Genomic DNA, 21459 nt, shown 5'->3' with positions numbered 1-21459 from the left:
TCACAAAAAGCCACTTGACCTCAACCTAAGTTGAGATTGTAGACCGTCGCCCGAGAGCCGAAAAACAGCATCCTCGAGGACGCAATCAAATGGATATCAGCTTTACGAATCAAAACGTTAATGGCGGCAGCGTGTTCAGGGTGGACAAGTTCGTCGTACCCGCCAATGCCCGCGACGAGATCCTCACAAAGGTGAAGATGACGCATGAGTTGCTGCGTCTGCAGCAAGGCTTCGTCCAGGACTTCCTGCTCGAGCAATTCTCCGGACCGGGCGAGTTCAACCTCGTCACCATCGTCGAATGGGAAAGCCAGGCTGCCGTCGACAAAGTGGTGCCGATCGTCAAGGCGGCGCATGAGCGCATAGCCTTCAACCCGCAGGAGACGATCGCCCGGCTCGGAGTTCGGGCTGATATCGCCAACTATCAGCGCGTGCCGGGACTCTAGCCGGGCCAGCCCACGCCCGGTGCCGGCGCTTCGATGCCGAGCACCTGGCCGGTGCGGGCGTCGCTTGTCATGTGCTCGAAGCCGCGCCACTGGGCTCGCGCACCCGCACGCAGTGCTTGTTGGGAACGTCGGCATACCAGGCCGCCCCTTCGGCATCGAGGCAGATGCCGTCGGGATATCCGTCGAGATCGGCCCAGATGCATCGGTTGGACAAGGAGCCGTCGGAGGCAAGGTCGAAAGCGGTCAGCCTGTTGGCATGGGATTCGGCGATGATCAGCGTCTTGTTATCAGGGGTCACAGCCATGCCGTTGGCGAAGGCGATAGCGTCCGCCACCTGCCTGACCTTTCCATCCGGTGTGACCAAGACGATGGTGCCGGGGCCGAAATGCTGGCCCGCCGCCGGAGCCGGCCCGCCGCCATTGACATAGATGTTGCCCCGCCCATCGACGACGATCTCGTTCCACGGGCTTTTCGACAGGCCGCGCATATCCGCATGAGTGACGAGCGAGCCATCGGCTTCCTGCCGCAACAGAAGGCCCTCGCGGCCTGAGACAACCAGCAGACGACCATCCGGCAGCCAGTCGATGGAGTAGGGCAGGACAGCCGGAATCCTGAGCATGACCTCGCTGTTGCCGTGCGCATCGACGGCAATGATCTCGCCGGTGCCCCAGTTGCAGACCCAAAGGCGTCCGTCATGCCAACGCGGCGATTCGCCGACGGCGAGACCTTCCATGACAATATGCGCTTTGTTGCCGGATGATATTCGCATGATCAGGAGCCTCCGTTGCGCGTCATCAGCCCTGTGATGAGGTGCTTCTCACCAAGGACGGGCGAGAAGGCGATTTGCCGACAGCGGGCTTAATGCTTTTCACTAACGAAGAACGCTCCATCGGCGTGATCGTTGGCGCCGCATGATGGCGGGTCCGAATTGCCGTCGCTGACGACAGGCGCATCTTGTCGTGTCAGCTATATCGACAACCCGCAAGCCGGTCTCGACTTCACGAGATACGGAGCATCCGGCCATCCGGACACGGCCCGCCCTTGCCGGTTCATCCGCGCCGCCCATTGTCGCGTTGCGGGCAGGGGGTGTTTCGGCTATTGAGGCCGGACCTGAAACAGGGACCGCCCCATGAGCCTTGTCGACACGGTCAAGAACGCGTTCGTACCGATCCATCGCGAAGGTTATCCCTTCATCGCGGCCTTTGGCGCGGCGACGCTCTTCCTCGGCTATTTCTCCTCGATCCTGTTCTGGATCGGCCTGATCCTCACCGCCTGGTGCGTCTATTTCTTCCGCGACCCCGAGCGCGTCACGCCTGTCGACGACCGCCTGGTGGTGAGCCCCGCCGATGGCATCATCTCGGCGGTCGGGCCGGCCGTGCCACCGCGCGAGCTTGGCCTCGGCAATGTCGAGATGACCCGCATCTCCGTGTTCATGAATGTCTTTTCCTGCCACGTGAACCGCTCTCCGGTTCGCGGCCGCATCACCAAGATTGAACATCGGCCCGGAAAGTTCCTCAATGCCGAACTGGACAAGGCGAGCACCGAAAACGAGCGCAACGGCCTTCTCATCGAGAGCCCCAACGGCACGGTGGCGGCAGTCCAGATCGCCGGCCTGGTGGCGCGCCGCATTGTCTGCTGGACCGAGGCCGGCGCTTCGATCGGCACCGGCGAGCGTTTCGGCCTGATCCGTTTCGGCTCGCGCGTCGACGTATTCCTGCCTTTGACCGCCACGCCGCGCGTTGCCGTTGGCCAGACGGCGGTCGGCGGCGAAACCGTGCTGGCCGAGTTCGGCGGCGTTGCCGGCACGCCCCTCGTGCGGATTTCCTGACGGTGGGCACGCAGTATAAAAAATTCGAAGCCCATGCCAGCGGCGGTCCGCGCATCCGCGAGATCCCGATGCGCATGGTGCTACCCAACCTGGTCACCGTGCTTGCCATCTGCGCCGGCCTGTCCGGCATCCGCTTCGGCTTCGAGGGGCGTTTCGAGCCGGCGGTGGTGATGGTGCTGCTGGCTGCTTTCCTCGACGGCATCGACGGCCGCTTGGCGCGGATGCTGAAGGCGACCTCCAAATTCGGCGCGCAGATGGATTCGCTGGCCGACATCGTCAATTTCGGTGTCGCGCCAGCACTGGTGCTCTATGCCTTCCTGCTCGACCGTGCCGGCTCGCCGGGCTGGATAGCGGCACTGCTGTTTGCGATCGCCTGTGGGTTGCGGCTGGCGCGTTTCAACGTGCTCGACGACGAGAAGGCCGAGCGCCCGATATGGCAGACCGAATATTTCGTCGGTGTGCCGGCGCCGGCGGGTGCCGTGCTGGTGATGCTGCCGCTCTACCTATATTTCCTTCGCCTTGGGGTTGAGCCCAGCCGGCCGGCCGCCTTCGTCGCCACCGGCTTCACCATCCTGGTCGCCTTCCTGCTGGTCAGCCGGTTGCCGGTTTATTCCGGCAAGAACGTCAAGATCCCTGGCGACAGGGTGCTGCCGGTCATCCTCGCCGTCGTCCTATACGTCCTCCTGCTGATGACCTATCCGTGGTACACGCTGACGGCATCGGTCGCGGGCTACCTGATCTTCCTGCCGTTTTCCGTGCGCGCCTACTCCAAGCGCGCCAAGCTGGAAGGCGAGAAGGTGCCGCCTTCGGATATAGGTTAGGGCCGCAGGCCCCGGATCAGCAAATCGGTCCAGGCGGACGCGAAGCGTTCGTCGCTGACCTCGATCGAGCGCTCGGTCCAGATCGCTTCGAAGACGCGGAACATGGCGACGCTGCCGACGATGACGGCGGCGACCGCGTCGCTGTCATGGGGGCGCAGTTCGCCTTGGCGCTGGCGCTCCCGCAGCCATTCGGCGACTGCGTGGTATGTGCTTTGCATGATCTCGCCACGCGCCGAGGCTTTCAATTCCGGGAAGTGCTCGAGATCGCGCCACAGGATTCTGAGCATGTCGCGATTCGCGCCGAGTTTTTCCAGCATACCCTCCACGATCCGCCGCGCCCCCTGATCGGCAGGAAGCACCTGTTCGCCAAGCTCGGCCCGTCCCTCCCGTGCCGTTCCAACAAACCGGTCGATAGCCGCGGCAAGCAGCGCTTCCTTCGAGGGAAAGTGCTTGTAGAGCGCACCCGAGCCACGCGACAGGCCGGCGGCCTCCTGAATTTCGGGAACGCTGGTCCGGTCATAGCCGCGCTCGGCGAACAGGCGGATGGCTTCGCGTAGAATGCGCTCGCGTCCTGCGGATGACGGCTTCATGGCTATTCCTGTTCACCCGATCCTGGCGGCGGGGGTTAGCGCTCGACAATGCCATCCCCGTGCGAAATCAGGGATCACTCACCGCACGCTTCCACCCTGCTCGGAAAGCCATGCCGTCCATGTTCTTTCTCCCAGCCGCTCGCTGGTTTCGACCAAACCGAGGGCAAGGCTTATCTTTCGACTGACTGGCAACGGCAGAATGAGACGTCGTAGCCCGAGCGCATCGCGGTACTGTCGAGCGAATGTCGAGAACGGCATCACCTCGGGTCCGCCGATCTGCGGGCGGACGCCGCGTTCCCCATCGCTGACAGCCTGGGCCAGACTGCGGGCGACGTCGCGCGTATCGACGGGATTTGATGGCGAGGCCGGCAGCGGCCAGACCGGCAGCCATCGCAGCCCGGCCAGCATCTGCGCCAGAAGGTAAAAGAATGGCGTCGCGCGGATGACCGACCATGAAAGTGGCGACGTCCGCACGAGCTGCTCGCCGGCCAGCTTCACGCGGCTATAGGGCAGGGTGCTGAAGTCGAGGCCGACGATCGACACAAAAATGAAATGCGAGACATCGGCGCGTTGCGATGCGGCAAGCAGCCGCCGCGTGCCCTCGACGTCGACATCCGACGGACTGGAGAAGAAATCGATCGGCCGCATACCGCGCCTGGCGATCGGCGACAGCGTCGCCGCATGGATGACCGTATCGATGCCGCCAAGGGCTTCATCGATGCCTTCGCCCGTTGCGAGATCGCCGAGCGCCCATTCCACGGAGCGGTCCAGCCCGGCTTTCCTGGCCAGCAACCTGACGGCGTGCCCGGAGGCGTTTAGTGCCGGCACGAGATCGCGTCCGAGATGTCCGGTGCCGCCGGTGACGAGGATTTTTGCCATTCAGGATCTCCTTGCCGTGCAAAGGAGGTGTCATGTCGCGCTGGCTGGAAACAGGCATGCTCAGCGTCTCTTTCCGTTGGGAGTGAATACTCTCTCACCTAAGATTTGTCCATCTGAATCGCTGCGGCACGACGGCCCAATCCTGGGTCGGGCGATCTCGAAAGGAGTAGTTTATCCAGCGATTGTATCAAACGCTGAACGGCTCTAAGCCGCCACCCCAAGCCCCAGCCGGTCGATCGCCAGCTTCCTGGTCGATACATAATCGGTCTTGCCCGAACCGAGGACCGGGATTTCTTCGACCTTGACGATGTCGTTTGGCACCATCAGTTCGGCCGCTCCAGCCTTTTTGCCGAACTGTCGCAGCTCCTCGGCGCTTGCCTCGTCTGCGGTGGTGACCAGCACGATGCGCTCGCCGCGCCTCTTGTCCGGCACCGCTACCGCCGCATGGCGTTCTTCCGGCCAAAGCGACTGCACCAGCATCTCGACCGCGCCCAGCGACACCATCTCGCCGGCGATCTTGGCGAAGCGCTTGGCGCGGCCGCGAATGGTGATGAAGCCTTCGCGGTCGACGGCAACGATGTCGCCGGTGTCGTGCCAGCCGGTCAGCGGCTGTAGCTCGCCGGGTCGGTCTGCGGTCATGTAGCCCATCATCATGTTCGGCCCGTCGAGCCACAACTGGCCGGCATCATCGATGCCTTCGACCGGCTCCAGCTTCATGCGCATGGCCGGCAGCAGCCGCCCGACCGTGCCGTCGCGGCCGTGGATCGCGGTGTTGACGGCAACCACGGGCGCCGCCTCGGTCAGCCCGAAACCTTCGATGATCTCGGCCTGGAAGCGCTCGCGATAGACGCGGCGGGTATCCTGCTTCACCGCCTCGGCGCCGGCGACGACGAAGCGCAGGCTGGAAAAATCTCCGTCCTTGGCGGTGCGGGCATAGTTGGCGAGGAACGTATCGGTGCCGAACATGATGGTCGGTTTCACCTTGCGCGCAATCTCGGGGATGATCTTGTAGTGGAGAGGCGATGGATAGAGGAACAGCTTCACCCCTGTGACCAGCGGCAGGATGGTGCCGCCCGTCAGGCCGAACGAATGGAACACCGGCAGCACGTTGAGCAGGATGTCCGCCGGCGAGATGGTGATGCGCGCCTCGGCCTGCATGGCATTGGCGAAAAGGTTCTTCTGCGACAGGACGACCGCCTTCGGCGTGCCTTCCGAACCCGAGGTGAACAGGATCACGCCCGGCTTGGCCGCATCCTGTCGCTGCAGCGGCAGGCGCCACAGCAAGGCGGCTGCAACCTTGTCCAGCGCGGTGACGCTTTGGCGTACATCTTCCAGCCACAGCAGCCTGGCGCCGCCCTTTTCGACCGCGGCGACGATATCGGCGAGATCGGCCTTCTCTACGAAGGCGCGCGAAGAGACAACGGTGCGGATGACGGCCGTGCGCACCGCCGCGGTGACGCTTGCCGGCCCGGCCGTGTAATTGATCATCGCCGCCACCCGGCTGGCCGAGAGAAGGCCGACGAACGACAATACGACACCGTTGGCATTGGGCAGCATCAGTCCAACAGCCTCTCCCGGCGCCGTCACCGCCTCGAAGCGTCTGCCCAGAACTCGGGCGCCGATGAACATGTTGCGGTAGCTCAGGGCCCCAGAGATGACATCTTCGATGATGGTGTGCGAGGCGCCGACACGATCAGCGGCATCGCGCATGGCCAGGAACAGGCCTCGGTCGAGGTCGGTGCCGAAAAGCCGGGCTTCGGCAACCCGGTCGAACAGCGCATTGGTGTTCGAGGCCTGGTCCGGATTGCGCGCCACCAGTTCGGCGATCGTCATCGGCTCCAGAACACTGATCGACAGCCGTGGGAACCAGTGACGGGGTGCCTTGTCCTTAGGCGTCAGCGAGACCGGCAGGTTGCGTGCGCCAGCGACGAAGATCGGCACGATGCGGGCGTCGGCCTGCATGGCGATGCGGGTGACGGCGCGAAACAGCCGAAACGTCTTGACGTCGGGCTCGACCGCGTCCGGCAGATAGACGGCCAGCCGGCCCTTGCCCTTCAGCACGCGTACCAGCCGGCGGCTGACGAAGACATGTTCGGCGTTGAAGGCAATGGTGCGGCCGAGTTCGCGCCAGGGCTCGAGCCATGGCGAGCGCGCCGAAACCTCGTCGAGTATATGCAGCGTGTCGTCGGGCAGTAGCGACAGCATCAGCGCCGGCTCGAAGCGCGACTGGTGCGAGATGACATAGATGACCGGCACCTGCGCCCTGCGGGCGAGCCTGATGCGATTGTCGCTGATCCGGTAGGCGAGCTTGAACGGCACGTAGAGCAGCGCCTGGGTGAAGCGCAGGCCGAGGCGGAATTTCTCCATCACGCCGATCAGCAGCCAGGCCACAACCAGACCCGCAAGCAGCGCCAGTGTCAGGATCATGCCGCGTCTCTCCCAACGATTTTGTCATTGCGGCTCTTGCACGGCCGCTTCGGGAGCAGAGCCTAGCGGAAGTCGGGGCAAGGTCAATGCGGAAGGGGCGCCCTCACGCCGCCTTCAGCCGTCCGCTGATGAAACGGAACTCCTGCGTCTTGCCGCCATAGCCGTAGGCGGCTGCCGGAACCTCGTGCACGAAAGCATAGCTTTCCTGGTGCAAGCCGCCCAGCAGGCGGCCAAAGGCGTCGAAGATCGCCTTGAGATACGCTTCCAGTTCGAGCTTGGTATTGGTGCCGTCGACCACCTTGATGTCGAGCCAGAACGTGTTGGTGCCGTGCTCGGCGAGCGACTTGCCGCCGGCGAACCAGTGCTGCGGATCGAGATAGGATACGGCCACTGCGGTGATCGTCGGGTCCTTGCGCAGATGCGCGGCGGTGATTTCGGTTATTTCCCTGGCGATCTCGGCGGACAGGGTGGCGTCTGGCTTGCCGGTGACGCTGACATTGATGATGGGCATTTTTCTTCTCCTTTGTTTGACCGGCGTCGGTCGCCGTTGGAGAGACCGTGCCATCATTCTAGGATCAAAAAAATCGAATTGTTTTCAACTGAAGATTCGATAATATCGAATTATGGAAACGCTCGATCCCGACCTGCTCAGAACCTTCCTTGCGTTCGTCGACAGCGGTTCGCTGGCGCAGGCGGCGGCCAATGTCGGCCGCTCGCCGTCCGCGGTAACGGCCCAGATGCAACGTCTGGAAGAGATTGTCGGCGAGCCGCTTCTGGCGCCGCAGGGCAGAGGTCGCGGTCTGACCCCGGCAGGCGAGGACCTCGTCGGCCATGCCAGGCGCATTCTCGCTGTGCATCGCGAGGCGTGGCTGGCGCTGAAAGGCGCACGTGCTGCCGGGCGCGTCGCCATCGGCACGACACAGGATTTCGCCGATAGCGGCCTGCCGGACCTGCTGCGTGCCTTCGCCTCCAGCCATCCGCGCGTCAGGATCGAACTGCGTGTCGGCCGCTCCCTCGAACTGGCGCAGGCGCTGCAGGCCGGCAGCCTCGATCTGGCGATCGTCATGCGCCAGACGGCGGCACCGGACGAGGTCGGGGTCCTGCGTGAGCCGATGATATGGCTGTGTTCGAGCAAGGGGCTGGCCTCGCGGCAGGAAGAATTGCCGCTGGCGCTGCTTGATCCCTATTGCGGGTTTCGCGAGGCGGCACTCGCCGCGCTCGATGCCGCCGGCCGCCGCTACCGCATCGCTGCCGGCAGCGCCAGCCTGGCCGGCCTGCGTACCGCGGTGAATGCCGGCGTGGCGCTGACCTTGCGAACATCGCGCTTTGCCCATTCCGGCATTGTCGAAGCACCGCGCGAGCTTGGCCTGCCGCAGGTGCCGATGGCTGAGTTCGCGATCCGGCTGCGCGCCGGCGCCGATGCGTCCGCGAGCGATCTGGCGGCGTTGCTGGGTGCCAACCTAGCTCTCTCCGAATCGCCTGGTTGAATTCAACGAGGCCACATTTCCACATCAGCCCTCTGCGCAAAGGAAAGCCGACCTTGCGGTCGGGCCGGGTCTATTGCAAAGAAAAAGCCGACCTTGCGGTCGGCTTGGGAGTGAGACGGGCCGAGGGGTTTGGGGGGACTTGGGGGGTGGCCCGTCGCAGCAATAATGTCCGAGCACGGTGATGGTTCCGTGACTTCCGACATTTTTTAAGAAATATTTGACGGCGCTTGCCGGGAGCGTGCCATCAGCCAGTCGCGGCCGGCGTGGGCAAAGACCGCGCAGAGCACGATCGCGCCGCCGACCATGCTGGCCACCGGCGGTATTTCGGCCAGGAACAGAAATGCAAACAAGATCGCGAACGGCACTTCCGCCGAGCCGAGCAGGCCGGATTCAGGCGCCGGGATAAGCCGCGAGCCTTCCGTCCACAGGATGGAAGCCAGCGCGAAGGACGCGCCGAATGTGGCAAGCAGAACCGCGTCCCTTGCTGAGACCGCCAGGGGATCGGTAACGAACCAGCCAAGTATGAACAACAGGAAGGCCGAGACCGCGCCGGCCCACACCACCGGCGTGTCGCGGAACGCGCGCACCATGATCATGTAAAGCGCGCTGCCGGCCGTCATCAGCAGCGCCAGCCCGTCGCCGAACAGGTTGCCGGTGCCGAAACCCGACCACACCATGATGGCGACCCCGCACAACGACACTGCCGCTGCCACCATCGTCTGCAGGCGGAACGGCTCGCGCACCAGCATCCAGGCCAGTACGGCGGCAATGAAGGGTGAGGTCGCGTAGATGACCGCGACATTGGCGACGAAAGTGAACTTGAAAGCCGAAATGAAGGCGATGCTGGCCAGCGCGCCTTCCACCGCCAGCAGCCAGCCGCGCCAGCCGAGCCGCAGCGGCTCACGATTGCCGGCACGGTGGCGGCGCCACAGCACGTAGAGGCTGATCAGGATCGCGCCGACAAAGCCGCGCCAGCAGGTGATCGTCAGCGGATCGGCATGGATCGACTTGGTCAGCACACCGGTCAGCCCGAATACAGCCGCCGAGGATGACACGAGAATGACGCCCAGCGTGCGCTCGGCGACAATGTCGGTGGTGGCTGTCACATCAGTCATGCCGCAAGACTACGCCACTCTCCCTGACATCGTAGCGTCAGCAATAATGAACATCAAAGCCGCTTGCGGAAGTGCTCGCCGCCGACGATCAGCAGGCCGGCGGCGACGATAAGGGCAGCACCCAGAAAAACCTCGCGGCGTGGCACGTCGCCCCAGATCGCGAAGCCGAGCGCGAACGCCCACAACAGTGAGGTGTATTCGAGTGGTGCCAGGATCGATGCCGGCGAGCGCTTCATGCCTTCGAAGAGAAGATATTGCGCCAGGCCGCCGAGTGCACCGACGCTGGCAAGAAGCAGCAATTGCGTCGGGTCCGGCATGTGCCACCACAACAAAGCCGGCACCGCCGAAAACACCAGGAAATAGAAATTGTTGAGGAGCAGCTGGATCATCGAGCGCTCGGCAAGTGCCGTCTTGCGCAGGAGCACGATGGCGATGCCCCACAGGCAGGCAGCCATCAGCACCAGCAACACGGGTACCGAAAGGCCGAGATGGGCGGGATCGCAGGCGACAAAGACACCGGCAAAGCCGATCAGAACCGCCAGCCAGCGCAGGACAGGCACCTTTTCGCCGAGCAGGACCACCGAAAGCACGGTGACGATGATCGGGGCCGCGTAATAGACGGTGGTCAGTTCGGCGAGTTGCAGGCTGCGGGCCGCATTGTAATAACAAAGCCACGCGGCAAGCGTGAAGGCACTGCGAACCAGCATCGGCCGCACGATCGGCGAGCGCACCGTATCGGCGAACAACTGCCGCCCGCCTATGGCCGCGCAGGCGCCGAGAATGGTGATGCTGCGGAAGAATATGATCTGCCAGACAGTCATGCTGGTAACCAGCAGCTTGATCGAGGCATCCTGCGTCGAAAACAGCAAGTAGGCGGCGCCAGTCAAAAAGATGCCGACGAGAACCCTTTCGCGTGTATCGAGAATGGCGATATCGGCCATAAGGCGTGCGCCTGCTTGAGTGAAGGCGGCTCCAGCCCCTGTCGGCTCCGCACCTGCCAGCTATACTGGCGAAATCCCGCACGGCGCTGCTCCAGCGCAGTGCTTGCGTTTGGGGCAGGGGAAGGCAGCGCTAAATACAGCCTGTCCCGGATGCCGCTTCTGGCGCGGCACGGCTGATTGGTTTAGCATCGTCTCATAAAGCGGGGGCCGAAGGGCAGGCGCGCAGAACGCCGGGGAACGGACAGGGAATTGGCGCTCAGCCCATGCCGGATGTAGCATGCGCAGGTCCGGCCTGACGGGCCGCCTCTGACAGAGCGGATTTTGGGGAGAAGGCCGATGCAGAAACTGCAGTCGCAAGGCGTCCATCACATCACCCTGGTCGGTGCCGGCCGCCAGACCTCGATCGATTTCTGGGAAGGTGTGCTGGGCATGCCTTTCATCTTCGAGCAGCCCAACCTCGACAAGCCGACCGAAAGCCATCTTTATTTCGATCCGGGCGACGGCCGGCTGATCACTATCTTCACCGACGAGACCCGCACGGCCGTGAAGCGCCGCACCCCGACCGACCCGGGCTGCGTTCATCACATCGCCTTTGCGGTGTCGCGCGTCACCTTCCTGCAGGCGGTCGCCCGGCTCGACGAGCGCGCCATCAAGCACAGCGGCGTCAAGGATCGCGGCTTCATGGATTCGATCTATTTCGAGGATCCGCTCGGCCTGCTGATCGAGCTTGCCTCCTACCGTTTCGAGCCGCCTGCCGGCTTCACCCATGCCGACGTGCTGATGGAGGCGCATAGGCTTCGTGTCGCGCGCGGCGACTACAACATCGCCGAAGTGCATCTGGCTGACGCCATCCAGGCGCTGGTGGAACGCTCGCGCGCGACATTGTCGCCCGACCGGGCACCCAAAAATCCATATTGAAGGCTGAACAGGCAAGGGAGGAATACGTGGCAAAGACAGTGACGAAGAGCGCAAGGAAACCGGCGGCCAAGCCAGCGTCAAAAGCCGCAGCGAAGCCGGCAGCAAAAGCAGCGGCCAAACCCGCGGCCAAGACGGCGTCAAAGTCAGCCGCCGGCAAGGCCAAGGCGAAACCGGCAAAGAAACCAACACTGACAATCAGCATGCTGAAGCCGAGCGTCAACAACATGACCGTTCGCGTCTTTGCCCGCGCTGCCGGGCTCGATCATGCGGAGGCCGATGCGTGGGGGCACACGCGCTCGCCGGAATACATGGCGCGCAATCCGGCCCATCTGACGCCGATGATCGAGGACAAGGGCCTGCCGCGCGGCGTGCTTTGGGAGAGCTGCGCCATCATGCAATATCTTTCCAACAAACATGGACTGGAGAAATTCTACCCCAAGGCGCCAGCCAAGCGGGCGATGATAGACAGCGCCATGTTCTATCTGATCGGCACGCTCTATCCCTATGTGGCGCGCGCCACCTATCCGGCGCTCGGCTTCCCGCAATATGCCGGCGAGGTCGGGCACAGCGACGCCCACCCGGACAGGAAATCGGAGGCGCAGAAGGCCGCGGTCGCCGCCATTGCCGAACCGCTCGAGGTCTTCCACTCCTTCTTCCGCGACGGCAAGCCGTTCATCGGCGGCAAGAGCCCGTCGATCGCCGACATCCGCCTTGCGGCGACCCTCGAGTTCCTCGCCGTCATCGACTACGCCCTGCCCAAATGGGCGAAGGAATACATGGCGGCAATGGAGAAGAAGCTCGGCAAGGCCTATGCCGGCCCGGCCGGCGACGTACGCGGCTACATCGCCCATGTGAGGTCGCAAGCCCAGGCGTGATTCCAACCAGTCGATGGGGCGATGATCCGCGGAGGCGGCCGCAGGACTGATTTCGCCGGTGGCGTCGTGGTTCCCCGCCAGCTTGAAGTTGGCGGGGCTTGCGTTAGTCTGGGCGCGCATGCAGTCGAATTTTTCTCTCGACCGGCTTGGACGCTGGAGCGGTGGCGTGGCCGCCGCGGCCCTGGCGGCAACGCCCGAAGACTTGTCGGCCCGCTTCAGCGCGGCGGCAAGCGTGCTGCTTGGCTCGGATCGCGCCTATGTCGGCTTCTATCGTCGCGACATAACGTCCCTGACCATCGACGAGGCCGGACCCGATCACTGGAACCGCGACTATGATGCGCGCATCTATCGCCAGGATCCTTTCTTCCAGAGGTTCGCCAGCACCAGACAGGATTTCCTGCTGCCGTTGTCGGCTCTCAGCCACGGCGATTTCCAGCGCACGCCGTATTATCGCGAATTCTACGGGCCTTCCGGCAGCTTCGATGAAATAACCGGCGTGTTCAATCTCGACGGACTGACCGCCGGCTATGTGACCTTTCTGCGCCGCGATGGCGCGCCGCGTTTTGGCGAGCATGATCTGGCGGTGGCCGGCGCGGCGAGCAGCGCCACAAAGCTTATTCTGCAAAGGCTGCTTCATTTGTGCCGTCTTCGGGACAAGGGGGCCGCAATCGAAGCCGCAGGGTCGCACCTCAGCGCCCGGGAAAGGCAGATCGCACGGCTCCTGATCGAGGGCGGCAGCGCCAAGACGATTTCGCGAAACCTGTCGATTTCACCCGGCACCGTGCGCAACCACATCAAGCAGGTCTACCGCAAGCTCGGTGTGCACTCCCAGGTCGAGTTGCTGGCCGCCGGCTGGGAGGCCCCGCGCGACTGACGGTTTCGTTTCGCCAGCTTCACTGCCCCGTCACGACGCGTGTCCACATGCGGTTCTGCAGTCGCAGCAACTTTGCGTCGTTGTTCTCGACCACGAACAGCTTGGCTTTTACGTCATCGGGGGGGAAAACGCCGGGATCCTTGGCGACAGCCTGATCCATCAGCGGCAGGGATTCCGGGATCGCATTGGCGTAGGAAACATAACTGGAATTGGCCGCCGCGATATCGGGCCGCAAATTGAAATCGATCCAGGCCTGGGCATTCTCCGGATGCGGCGCATCCTTCGGCACCGCCATCGTGTCGAAGTTTATCAGCGTGCCTTCCCTGGGAATGGAATAGGCAATTTCCAGCTTCTTGGCGGATTCCGCCGCACGGGTCTTGGCCTGCAATATGTCGCCCGACCAGCCCAGCACGACACAGATGTCGCCATTCGCCAGATCGTTGATGTATTTCGACGAGTGGAAGTAACGGATATAGGGCCGCACCTTGCCCATCAGCTCTTCGACCTTGGCGAGGTCGTCCGGACTGGTCGACCTGGGGTCGATGTGCAGGTAGTTCATAGCCATCGGAATGATCTCCGCTGGGGCATCGATCATGGCGACGCCGCAATCGGAGAATTTCTTGACGACGTCGGCGTCGAAGACCATGGCGAAGGAATCTGTCGGCGCGTCCGGCATCCGTTGCTTGATGGCAGCAACATTGTAGCCGATGCCGTCCGTGACGGCCATGTAAGGCACGGCGTGCAGGTTCTGCGGATCCGCGCCCGCGATCAGCGACAAGGCATGCGGATCGATCTTCGAGTGGTTTGAAAGCTTCGATCTGTCGAGCTGCAGGAAAACGCCAGCCTTCACCTGGTTCTTCAGGAATGGAAAGGCCGAGGGATAGACCACGTCATATCCCGAGCCGCCGGTGAGCAGTTTCGTTTCAAGGACCTCGTTGCCGTCATAGACATCGTAGCGAACCTTGATACCTGTCTCCTTCTCGAATTTCTCAGCCGTGTCCGGCGCGATATAGTCGGACCAGTTGTATACGTTGACGACCTTCTCATCGTCCGCCCGGGCAACGCCGAAGCAGATGCCGCAGGCAAGCGCGGCAGTCAGGACTGGGAAGAGCAGAGAGCGCATGGGTGTCCTTCTTTCGCTGGTGGCGGGCCGATGCGGTGTGCACCGTTCCAATTTCACTGTCGGCACCCTTGCCGATCAACGCCGTTGCGGCGCGTAAACCGGTAAGGTGATACAGGCGACGTTGCCGCCGCCGAGCAGGATTTCGCGGGAGTTCTCGATGCCGACCACCTTGTGGTCGGGAAACAGCGTGGCCAGCTGTTGCTTTGCCTTCCGATCGAGATCGCAGCCGAACTCAGGCACGACCACAACGCTGTTGCCTGGATAATAGTTGATGTAACTCGCCGCGATCCGGTTGCCGGCCGGCCGTGCCCAGGTCGAATCGACCCGGTCCACGCTCTCGCTCTCTTCCATCGTCATTTCGATCGGCAGGGGGTGAGCAAGCCGATGAACCTCAAGACCACGGCCACGCGCATCACGGGCCGAACGCAGCACCTCCTCGGCTTCGCGCACGATCTCATATTGCGGGTCGTCCCGGTCTTCGGTCCAGCTTAGCGCGACCACGCCAGGGCGCACGAAGCAACAGAGGTCGTCGACATGGCCATCCGTCTCGTCGAAGGCAAAACCGCGCGGCAGCCAGATGATTTTGTCGACGCCGAGATAGTCGCCAAGCTGCTGTTCCACCTTCGCCTTGCCGAGATGGGCATTACGATTGCGATTGAGCAGGCACTGCTCGGTCGTGATGAGCGTTCCCTGGCCATCGCATTGCAAACCGCCACCTTCGGCGACCAGCGGCGCGCGGTAGCGGTCCATCCTCTCAACCTCGAGGACCTTTTGCGCCGCGAGGTCGTCCAGATCCCATGGCGAGTAGAGGCCGCCGTCGAACCCGCCATAGGCATTGAAGATCCAATCGACGCCGCGCACTTCGCCTCGATCATTTACGACGAAATTGGGGCCGCTGTCGCGCAGCCAGGAATCGTTGGTGGACATCTCCACGACGCGCACGTCGGCAGGCAATCGCGCTCTGGCGTTCTGCCACTGGCGGCTGGATGCCGCCACGGTTACGGGCTCGCTTTGTGCGATCGCGGCGGCGACGTCTGCGAACAGCTTCTGCGCGGGTTTGGCACCCAGACGCCATGTGTCCGGCCGTTCCGGCCAGATCAGCCAACAGCCTGATTTGGGTTCGAATTCGCCAGGGGCGCGAAAACCATCCTGTCTCGGTGTGGTCGAGAGCGTATGTGACATTGTGGGACTACCGGAAAATGGGACGACCAAACTTTTCCGGATCAGACGGTTTTAGGGCCTTGTCCGTCAATGTCCCATTTGGGATACCTTGATCACTGCGCTAGCCACTGGCCTGCGTTCGGCTGGGGCGAGCACCACTGGTGCCGGACCTTGGTTGCCCGTAAGTTCGATGTCTCTGTCGTTTACTGCGTCGCCTGGTAAAGTTCCGAAGCGGCCTCTTTCAGCGCGCGCCGGCCGTCCGGCTTGAGATACATCATGTGCCCACCTTCAACGACGTCGAGGCGGATCGGCCTGGCGCCGGCGAGCGCCGGGATCTGGCCGACCAGATAACGTGACGCCAGATAAGGAGTGACGAGATCGGTGTAGCCGTTGACGATGACGACGCCCAGCGCGGGATTCAAGGAGCGCGCCCGCTGCAAATCGTCCATCACGCCGGCATAGCCCTGGCGTGAGGCGCTCGTGCCATAATCCCAGTTATGGCTGATATCGCCGTTCAGCAAGCGGTAGCTGACATCGGTGCGAAAGTTCAGCTCGTCGCGCGCGTAACCGACAAAGGCCGAGGTCAGCGCCGGCACACTGCGGTCCAGCACCGGATCGGGACCGGCGATGCGGGCGCTCTGGGGCGCGATGTCCGCCGTCGCGATCATGCCGTCATACGGGCTGAGCACCTTGCCCGTGGCACGGGCAAACTCCCTTGCGAAGAGCGAGGTCGGGACGCGGGCGAAGTTGCGGTGAACGAGGTCGAGTGGCAGACCGGTGATCTCGGCCACGCGATCGCTCGCCAGCCGCCCGCCTTGCTCCAGCCCGCTGGTGAGCGCGGTGAGGTACTCGCCAAGTGCATAATGCTCGACCTCGGCGAGCTTTTTCCGCAGTGTATCGCCGTTTACACCTTCACTGCGCAGGCGGACCGCCGCGAGCGAGGGTAGTTCGAGAGCCCAATGCAGCGGCTCGAATTCGTCGGGCTGCACCAGGGTGAATTCCAGCGCCGGTGAGATCAGCACGATGCCGCTCGGGCTGATGCCGATATCTTCCTGCAGCGTCCTGGCAAGCAGTGCCGCCCGGAACCCGCCATAGCTCTCACCGGCGAGGAACAGCGGGGATCCCGTGCGGCCATTTTGGGCGAGATAGAGCCGGATAAAAGCGCCGATCGAACTGGCGTCCTGACTGACGCCCCAGAAGTCGTGCGTGTCCTGGCCAGGAGCCTCGCGACTGTAGCCGGTTCCCACCGGGTCAACGAAGACGAGGTCGGTCATGTCGAGCCAGCTGTCGGAATTATCGACGAGCTTTTGCGGCGAAGGGAGGAATTCCCCGTCGGCTCCGGTCGCCACGATGCGCGGTCCGAGCGCGCCGAGATGCAGATAGGCTGATGCGGCGCCCGGGCCGCCGTTGAACACGAAGGTGATCGGCCGCGGTGCTTCCGTCGCGACGCTGTCCCGCGGTTTCAGCGTATAGGCAACATAGAAGATTTCCGCCGTGACCTCGCCCTTGCCGGAGAGCAGCGGGAGCGTGCCGGCCTTTGCCTGGTACTGCAGGCTGCGCCCGCCAATGCTGATCGAATGGTCGGTGATCGCGGGCGGAGGCAGCAGCGACAGCACGCCGCCCGCGGGCGCCGGCCGCTCTGGCGTTTCAGCCAGGAGAGGCTGCGCGAAGCCGGCAAGCATGAAGAGGGCAAGGCAGACGAGTTTCAGCTTGGAACGCATGAGGCCTCCGCGGGAACGACACCCGCATAGGTATGGCCGAGGCGAATGAAGTCAAAGGGAATAGAGGATGGCGAGCCCCATGCTGTCCCGCCGACACCAGTTCCTGATAGCTTGGGGCGTCCTGCTCGGATTGGCTCACAGGTCTTGCACGACCGTGCTATCAAGGCAGAAAGCCGTTCGGGAGGAACGAAAATGGACGCAACCGAACTCAAGGCCATGCAGGCGCCGCTGAAGCAGGCCTACCGCGACGATGCCGCGCAAGCACTGATCACGCTGAGGGCAAAGGGCTCGATAGACGAACAGTCGGTGGCCTGCAAGGTGGAGACGGGCAGGGCGTTGGCAATCGCCGGCCTTCATCCGGCAACAGGCGGCTCGGGGCTCGAACTGTGTTCCGGCGACATGCTGCTCGAGGCGCTGGTGGCGTGCGCCGGGGTGACGCTGAAGGCGGTGGCCACGGCGCTCGAGTTCAAGCTCGGTGCCGCGACCGTTGAAGCCGAAGGCGACCTTGATTTTCGCGGCACACTTGGCGTCGCCAAGGACGCGCCGGTAGGCTTTCGCGCCATCCGGCTCAATTTCAGTCTCGACACGCAGGAGCCGCAGGAGCGCATCGATTCGCTGCTGAAGCTGACCGAGCGCTATTGCGTGGTGTTCCAGACCATCAACCAGAAGCCGGAACTGACGGTGAGCGCGCGGTGATGAATCACAAGGCCCGCGGCAATGGCAGCGGGCCTTGTGATACCTGATACTTACTGAGCTGCCGGCTCTTCGGCGTCGCCTTCGTCGGTGAAGGGCGAGGCGCTCGGCACGCACTGCACGGACCAGCCTGCGGGTGTCGGCTGCTTCTGATACTCGGTGATGGCGGCGGTGCACTGTTCGCGCTTGTCGAAGGTGCTGGGCAGCACGACCATGCCGCCCTGCGGGCCGGCGATTACCAGATACCAGACCAATGCTGCGGTCGTAGCCATGGAGTTTTCCTTGTCTGCCCAGCAGGGCGCTTGGTGTGGGAGTCGTCCGATGCTAACAACTCCTCGGAAATGACGAAAGCATGACCACCGCCTTAGATCACAGCCGCGTCATGATTCGGCAGGTTTTCGGGCTGGGCGTGTTGCAGCCGCCACTCAATCGGTCGCAAAGCAATAGAACAGCCGCCGAGGCATCTAGAACGGTGCGGCCGTGATGACCCATCATGGCCGCCTCTTCGGCACCGTCAAAGGCTCGAGTTTATTCCGGTTGCCGGTAGGCGACGAAGCGGTTGTGCTTGGCCTGGAAGATCAGCCCGGTCTCTTTGAGATCCGGGCTGGCCAGCGGCACGATGCGTTTGGCGATCTCTGAAGGGTGCGGCAAAGTCTCGGGATCCTCACCGGGCACGGCTTGCGCGCGCATCGCGGTGCGGGTGGCGCCGGGGTCGGCGGCGTTGACACGCAGCGGCAGGCTTTGCGTCTCATGCGCCCAGGAGCGCATCATGGTCTCGACCGCCGCCTTCGATGCCGCGTAAGGCGCCCAGAAGGCGCGCGCCGAATGCGCGGCATTGGAAGAAAGGATAATCGCCCGGCCGGCATCCGAAAGCCGCAGCAGCGGGTCGACGGAGCGGATCAGCCGCCAGGTCGAGGTGACATTGATGGTCATCACCTTTTCGAAGGTCTTTGCCTCGACATGGCCGATCGGCGAGATGACGCCGAGCACGCCGGCATTGGCGACGAGAATGTCGAGCTTGCCCCAGCGCTCGTTGATGGCGCTCCCTAGCCGGTCGATGCCGGCCATGTCGGCGAGATCGAGCGGCACCAGCGTCGCCTGGCCGCCGGCCACCTTGATCTGGTCGTCGAGTTCTTCCAGCCCGCCGACCGTGCGGGCAACCGCGATGACATGCGCACCGGCGGCCGCCAATTCCCTGGCGATGAAATAACCGATGCCGCGCGAGGCGCCGGTGACGACCGCAACGCGGCCGGTAAGGTCGAGGGTCATGCGATGGCTTCCGCAGATATGGCTGGAGCTAAGGACGGTCCGGCAATCCTATGCCCCATTGTTCGCCAGCAGCGACAGTGTGCGCACATTGTCGTGGCCTTCGAAGTCGAGCAGGCGGGTCGGATATTGGCCGGTGAAGCAGGCGTCGCAGAATTGCGGCTGGTCGTCGTCGCGGCCGGCCTCGCCCACGGCACGGTAGAGCCCGTTGATCGAGAGGAAGCCGAGCGAATCGACGCGGATGAACTCGGCCATCTCTTCCACCGACATGCGCGAAGCCAGCAGCTTCGACTTCTCCGGTGTGTCGACGCCGTAGAAGCACGACGCGCTGGTCGGCGGCGAGGCGATGCGCATGTGCACTTCCTTGGCGCCGGCGTCGCGCACCATCTGCACGATCTTCTGGCTGGTGGTGCCGCGAACGATCGAATCATCGACCAACACCACGCGCTTGCCCTCGATCATGCGGCGGTTGGCGTTGTGCTTCAGCTTGACGCCCATGTGGCGGATCGAATCGCCTGGCTGGATGAAGGTGCGGCCGACATAGTGGTTGCGGATGATGCCGAGCTCGAAGGGAATGCCCGCCGCCTGGGAAAAGCCGATCGCCGCCGGCGTGCCGGAGTCCGGCACCGGTACGACGATGTCGGCCTCGACCGGATTTTCCTGCGCCAGTTCGGCGCCGATGCGCTTGCGCACCTCATAGACGTTGCGGCCTTCGACCGAAGAGTCGGGCCGGGCGAAGTAGACATATTCGAAGATGCAGAAGCGGGTCTTCTGTGGTTCGAACGGGAACAGGCTCTCGATGCCCTTGGAAGTGACGACGACCATCTCGCCGGGTTTCAGGTCGCGCACGAAACGGGCGCCGATGATGTCGAGCGCGCAGGTCTCGGAGGCCAGGATCCAGGCGCCGTCGAGATCGCCCAGAACCAGCGGGCGGATGCCGAGCGGATCGCGGCAGCCGATCATCTTCTTGGCCGTCATCGCCACCAGCGAGAAGGCGCCCTCGACCTGACGCACCGCATCGATGAAGCGCGAGTTGAGATCGCGTTCCTTGCTGGTAGCAACCAGGTGCAAAAGCGTCTCGGTGTCGGACGTGGAGGAGAAGATCGCGCCTTGCTGCTGCAGCGCGCGCTGCACGGTCATGGCGTTGGTGAGATTGCCGTTATGGGCGACGGCGAAGCCGCCATCGGCCAACTCCGCGAAGAAGGGCTGGATGTTGCGCATGCCGGCGCCACCAGTGGTGGCGTAGCGCGTGTGGCCGATGGCGCGGTTGCCTTGCAGGCTGTCGATGACGCGTTGCTTGGTGAAGGTGTCGCCGATCAGGCCGACATGGCGTTCGACATGGAACTGGGTGCCGTCATAGGAGACGATGCCGGCCGCTTCCTGGCCACGATGCTGCAGCGCATGCAGACCAAGTGTGACGATGGCTGCCGCATCCTGCCGGCCAAAGATGCCGAACACACCGCACTCGTCATGGAAATGATCGTCAGCCTCGGCGGAAAGCACGTCGTCTGCGTCTGCCATCTTAAGCTCCGCTAAAATCGCCATATAAGGCGGTCGCGCGTCGAAAGCAACGCACTGCGTGCGGTCGTTCACATGGATCGACCGTCCGACGTCCAGTTTGGGGCCTCAGTTCGCCGGCGCTGGCTGCGGCTTGGCGGTGTTGTCGGCAGGACCGGCGTCGTTGTCGTCGGGCGCCGGCGCATTGGCGTCGTCACCACCGGCCGGAGCATCCGCCGCCGGCGCGTCCGGCGCGGCGGGCGTCTCGGCGGCCGGCTGATTCGGATTGAGCTTCTTGAGGATGGCGTTTTCCGGATCTTCTGGCAGCAGGCTTTCGAGCTTGGCGCCGATCTGTTCCAGCAGCGGCCGCGACTTGGCTTCCGTGACCCAGGCCGGGGCCTTGGCGCCGGCCAGCCAGTTGAAGAACAACAGCGCCACCGCGACGACCAGGATGCCGCGCGCGGCGCCGTAGAGGAAGCCGAGCGTGCGGTCGAGCGCGCCGATGCGTGAATCGATGATCCAGTCGGCGAGCTTCATGGTGATGACCGACACGACGATCAGCGCGATGATGAAGACGACGCCGGCGGCCGCCGCCATGGCGATCTTTTCATTGTCGATATAGGGCTTCAGGTAGGGCAGGACCGGTTTGTAGAAGAAGAAGGCGGCCGCGGCCGCCGCCGCCCACGAAACAACCGAAAGCACCTCGCGCGAAAAGCCGCGAACCATGGCGAGCATCGCCGAGACCAGGGTGAAGCCGACGAGAATTCCGTCAAGCAGCGTAATCGGCATGTCTTTGGCCC

22 protein-coding genes are annotated in these 21459 nt (G+C 63.5%); 8 read left to right on the top strand and 14 right to left on the bottom strand.

Annotated features, from left to right (window positions below):
- The first annotated feature begins 89 nt into the window (after positions 1–89).
- Positions 90–443, top strand: coding sequence for a hypothetical protein (locus M653_RS0115360; RefSeq protein WP_051442686.1), 354 nt, complete (start codon positions 90–92; stop codon positions 441–443).
- A 67-nt stretch (positions 444–510) separates the two neighbouring features.
- Here the strand turns inward: M653_RS0115360 and M653_RS1000000134445 are convergent, their stop codons facing one another.
- Positions 511–1212: an SMP-30/gluconolactonase/LRE family protein gene (locus M653_RS1000000134445; RefSeq protein WP_245262146.1), complete on the bottom strand. Its 702-nt coding sequence runs from the start codon at positions 1210–1212 to the stop codon at positions 511–513.
- A 360-nt stretch (positions 1213–1572) separates the two neighbouring features.
- On the opposite strand from M653_RS1000000134445, the gene M653_RS0115350 reads away from it, so the two are divergent.
- Positions 1573–2271 (top strand): phosphatidylserine decarboxylase, encoded by a 699-nt coding sequence (locus M653_RS0115350; protein WP_027144147.1) that lies wholly within the window; start codon positions 1573–1575, stop codon positions 2269–2271.
- Between the two features lie 2 nt (positions 2272–2273).
- Entirely contained in the window at positions 2274–3092 is an 819-nt protein-coding gene (locus M653_RS0115345; protein WP_027144146.1) for a phosphatidylcholine/phosphatidylserine synthase, read from the top strand.
- On the opposite strand, the gene M653_RS1000000134970 is transcribed toward M653_RS0115345, so the two are convergent.
- From M653_RS1000000134970 to M653_RS0115325, 4 genes are all read right to left on the bottom strand, one after another.
- Positions 3089–3682 (bottom strand): TetR/AcrR family transcriptional regulator, encoded by a 594-nt coding sequence (locus M653_RS1000000134970; RefSeq protein WP_051442685.1) that lies wholly within the window; start codon positions 3680–3682, stop codon positions 3089–3091. The two genes, M653_RS0115345 and M653_RS1000000134970, sit on opposite strands and share 4 nt — an antisense overlap.
- Before the next feature lie 78 nt (positions 3683–3760).
- Complete coding sequence (locus M653_RS0115335; RefSeq protein WP_027144145.1) at positions 3761–4561, bottom strand: NAD(P)H-binding protein; 801 nt, start codon at positions 4559–4561, stop codon at positions 3761–3763.
- A 204-nt stretch (positions 4562–4765) separates the two neighbouring features.
- The gene (locus tag M653_RS0115330) at positions 4766–6988 is read right to left on the bottom strand and encodes an AMP-binding protein (protein WP_027144144.1); all 2223 of its coding nucleotides are present in this window, start codon (positions 6986–6988) and stop codon (positions 4766–4768) included.
- Between the two features lie 103 nt (positions 6989–7091).
- On the bottom strand, positions 7092–7499 hold the full coding sequence (locus tag M653_RS0115325) for a 4-oxalocrotonate tautomerase family protein (RefSeq protein ID WP_027144143.1): 408 nt from the start codon (positions 7497–7499) through the stop codon (positions 7092–7094).
- 112 nt (positions 7500–7611) lie between these two features.
- On the opposite strand from M653_RS0115325, the gene M653_RS0115320 reads away from it, so the two are divergent.
- Positions 7612–8475: a LysR substrate-binding domain-containing protein gene (locus tag M653_RS0115320; protein ID WP_027144142.1), complete on the top strand. Its 864-nt coding sequence runs from the start codon at positions 7612–7614 to the stop codon at positions 8473–8475.
- A gap of 206 nt (positions 8476–8681) precedes the next feature.
- On the opposite strand, the gene M653_RS0115315 is transcribed toward M653_RS0115320, so the two are convergent.
- Together M653_RS0115315 and M653_RS0115310 are read right to left on the bottom strand one after the other, a co-directional pair.
- Complete coding sequence (locus M653_RS0115315) at positions 8682–9590, bottom strand: DMT family transporter (protein ID WP_027144141.1); 909 nt, start codon at positions 9588–9590, stop codon at positions 8682–8684.
- Positions 9591–9643: 53 nt separating this feature from the next.
- Positions 9644–10531 carry a DMT family transporter gene (locus M653_RS0115310; protein ID WP_027144140.1) on the bottom strand — a complete coding sequence of 296 codons (888 nt, stop codon included), beginning with the start codon at positions 10529–10531 and terminating at the stop codon, positions 9644–9646.
- Positions 10532–10867: 336 nt separating this feature from the next.
- Between M653_RS0115310 and M653_RS0115305 the strand changes: the two genes are divergently transcribed.
- The 3 genes from M653_RS0115305 (at position 10868) to M653_RS0115295 (ending at position 13198) form a co-directional block, all read left to right on the top strand.
- Complete coding sequence (locus M653_RS0115305; protein WP_027144139.1) at positions 10868–11449, top strand: VOC family protein; 582 nt, start codon at positions 10868–10870, stop codon at positions 11447–11449.
- A 26-nt stretch (positions 11450–11475) separates the two neighbouring features.
- Positions 11476–12324: a glutathione S-transferase family protein gene (locus tag M653_RS0115300; protein ID WP_027144138.1), complete on the top strand. Its 849-nt coding sequence runs from the start codon at positions 11476–11478 to the stop codon at positions 12322–12324.
- 166 nt (positions 12325–12490) lie between these two features.
- A complete protein-coding gene (locus tag M653_RS0115295; protein WP_032935341.1) occupies positions 12491–13198 on the top strand; it encodes a LuxR C-terminal-related transcriptional regulator in 708 nt (235 codons plus the stop codon).
- A gap of 19 nt (positions 13199–13217) precedes the next feature.
- On the opposite strand, the gene M653_RS0115290 is transcribed toward M653_RS0115295, so the two are convergent.
- From M653_RS0115290 to M653_RS0115280, 3 genes are all read right to left on the bottom strand, one after another.
- Positions 13218–14321, bottom strand: a complete 1104-nt coding sequence (locus M653_RS0115290) for a polyamine ABC transporter substrate-binding protein (RefSeq protein ID WP_027144136.1) — start codon at positions 14319–14321, stop codon at positions 13218–13220.
- Positions 14322–14396: 75 nt separating this feature from the next.
- Positions 14397–15503: an agmatine deiminase gene (gene aguA / locus M653_RS0115285; RefSeq protein WP_027144135.1), complete on the bottom strand. Its 1107-nt coding sequence runs from the start codon at positions 15501–15503 to the stop codon at positions 14397–14399.
- Positions 15504–15685: 182 nt separating this feature from the next.
- A complete protein-coding gene (locus M653_RS0115280) occupies positions 15686–17203 on the bottom strand; it encodes an alpha/beta hydrolase (protein WP_027144134.1) in 1518 nt (505 codons plus the stop codon).
- A gap of 192 nt (positions 17204–17395) precedes the next feature.
- Here M653_RS0115280 and M653_RS0115275 point away from each other — a divergent pair, with 192 nt between their 5' ends.
- On the top strand, positions 17396–17899 hold the full coding sequence (locus tag M653_RS0115275) for an OsmC family protein (RefSeq protein ID WP_027144133.1): 504 nt from the start codon (positions 17396–17398) through the stop codon (positions 17897–17899).
- 50 nt (positions 17900–17949) lie between these two features.
- Here the strand turns inward: M653_RS0115275 and M653_RS0115270 are convergent, their stop codons facing one another.
- The 4 genes from M653_RS0115270 to M653_RS0115255 form a co-directional block, all read right to left on the bottom strand.
- Positions 17950–18168, bottom strand: coding sequence for a hypothetical protein (locus M653_RS0115270; protein ID WP_015318519.1), 219 nt, complete (start codon positions 18166–18168; stop codon positions 17950–17952).
- Positions 18169–18424: 256 nt separating this feature from the next.
- Entirely contained in the window at positions 18425–19165 is a 741-nt protein-coding gene (locus M653_RS0115265; protein WP_027144132.1) for an SDR family NAD(P)-dependent oxidoreductase, read from the bottom strand.
- 48 nt (positions 19166–19213) lie between these two features.
- Positions 19214–20683, bottom strand: a complete 1470-nt coding sequence (gene purF, locus M653_RS0115260; RefSeq protein WP_027144131.1) for an amidophosphoribosyltransferase — start codon at positions 20681–20683, stop codon at positions 19214–19216.
- 105 nt (positions 20684–20788) lie between these two features.
- Positions 20789–21448 carry a CvpA family protein gene (locus M653_RS0115255; RefSeq protein ID WP_027144130.1) on the bottom strand — a complete coding sequence of 220 codons (660 nt, stop codon included), beginning with the start codon at positions 21446–21448 and terminating at the stop codon, positions 20789–20791.
- Positions 21449–21459: the final 11 nt, after the last annotated feature.

The sequence above is a fragment of the Mesorhizobium sp. WSM3626 genome, from assembly GCF_000513935.1.
GTDB classification, from domain to species: Bacteria; Pseudomonadota; Alphaproteobacteria; order Rhizobiales; family Rhizobiaceae; genus Mesorhizobium; species Mesorhizobium salmacidum.
This window is presented reverse-complemented; position numbering and strand designations above follow the sequence as displayed.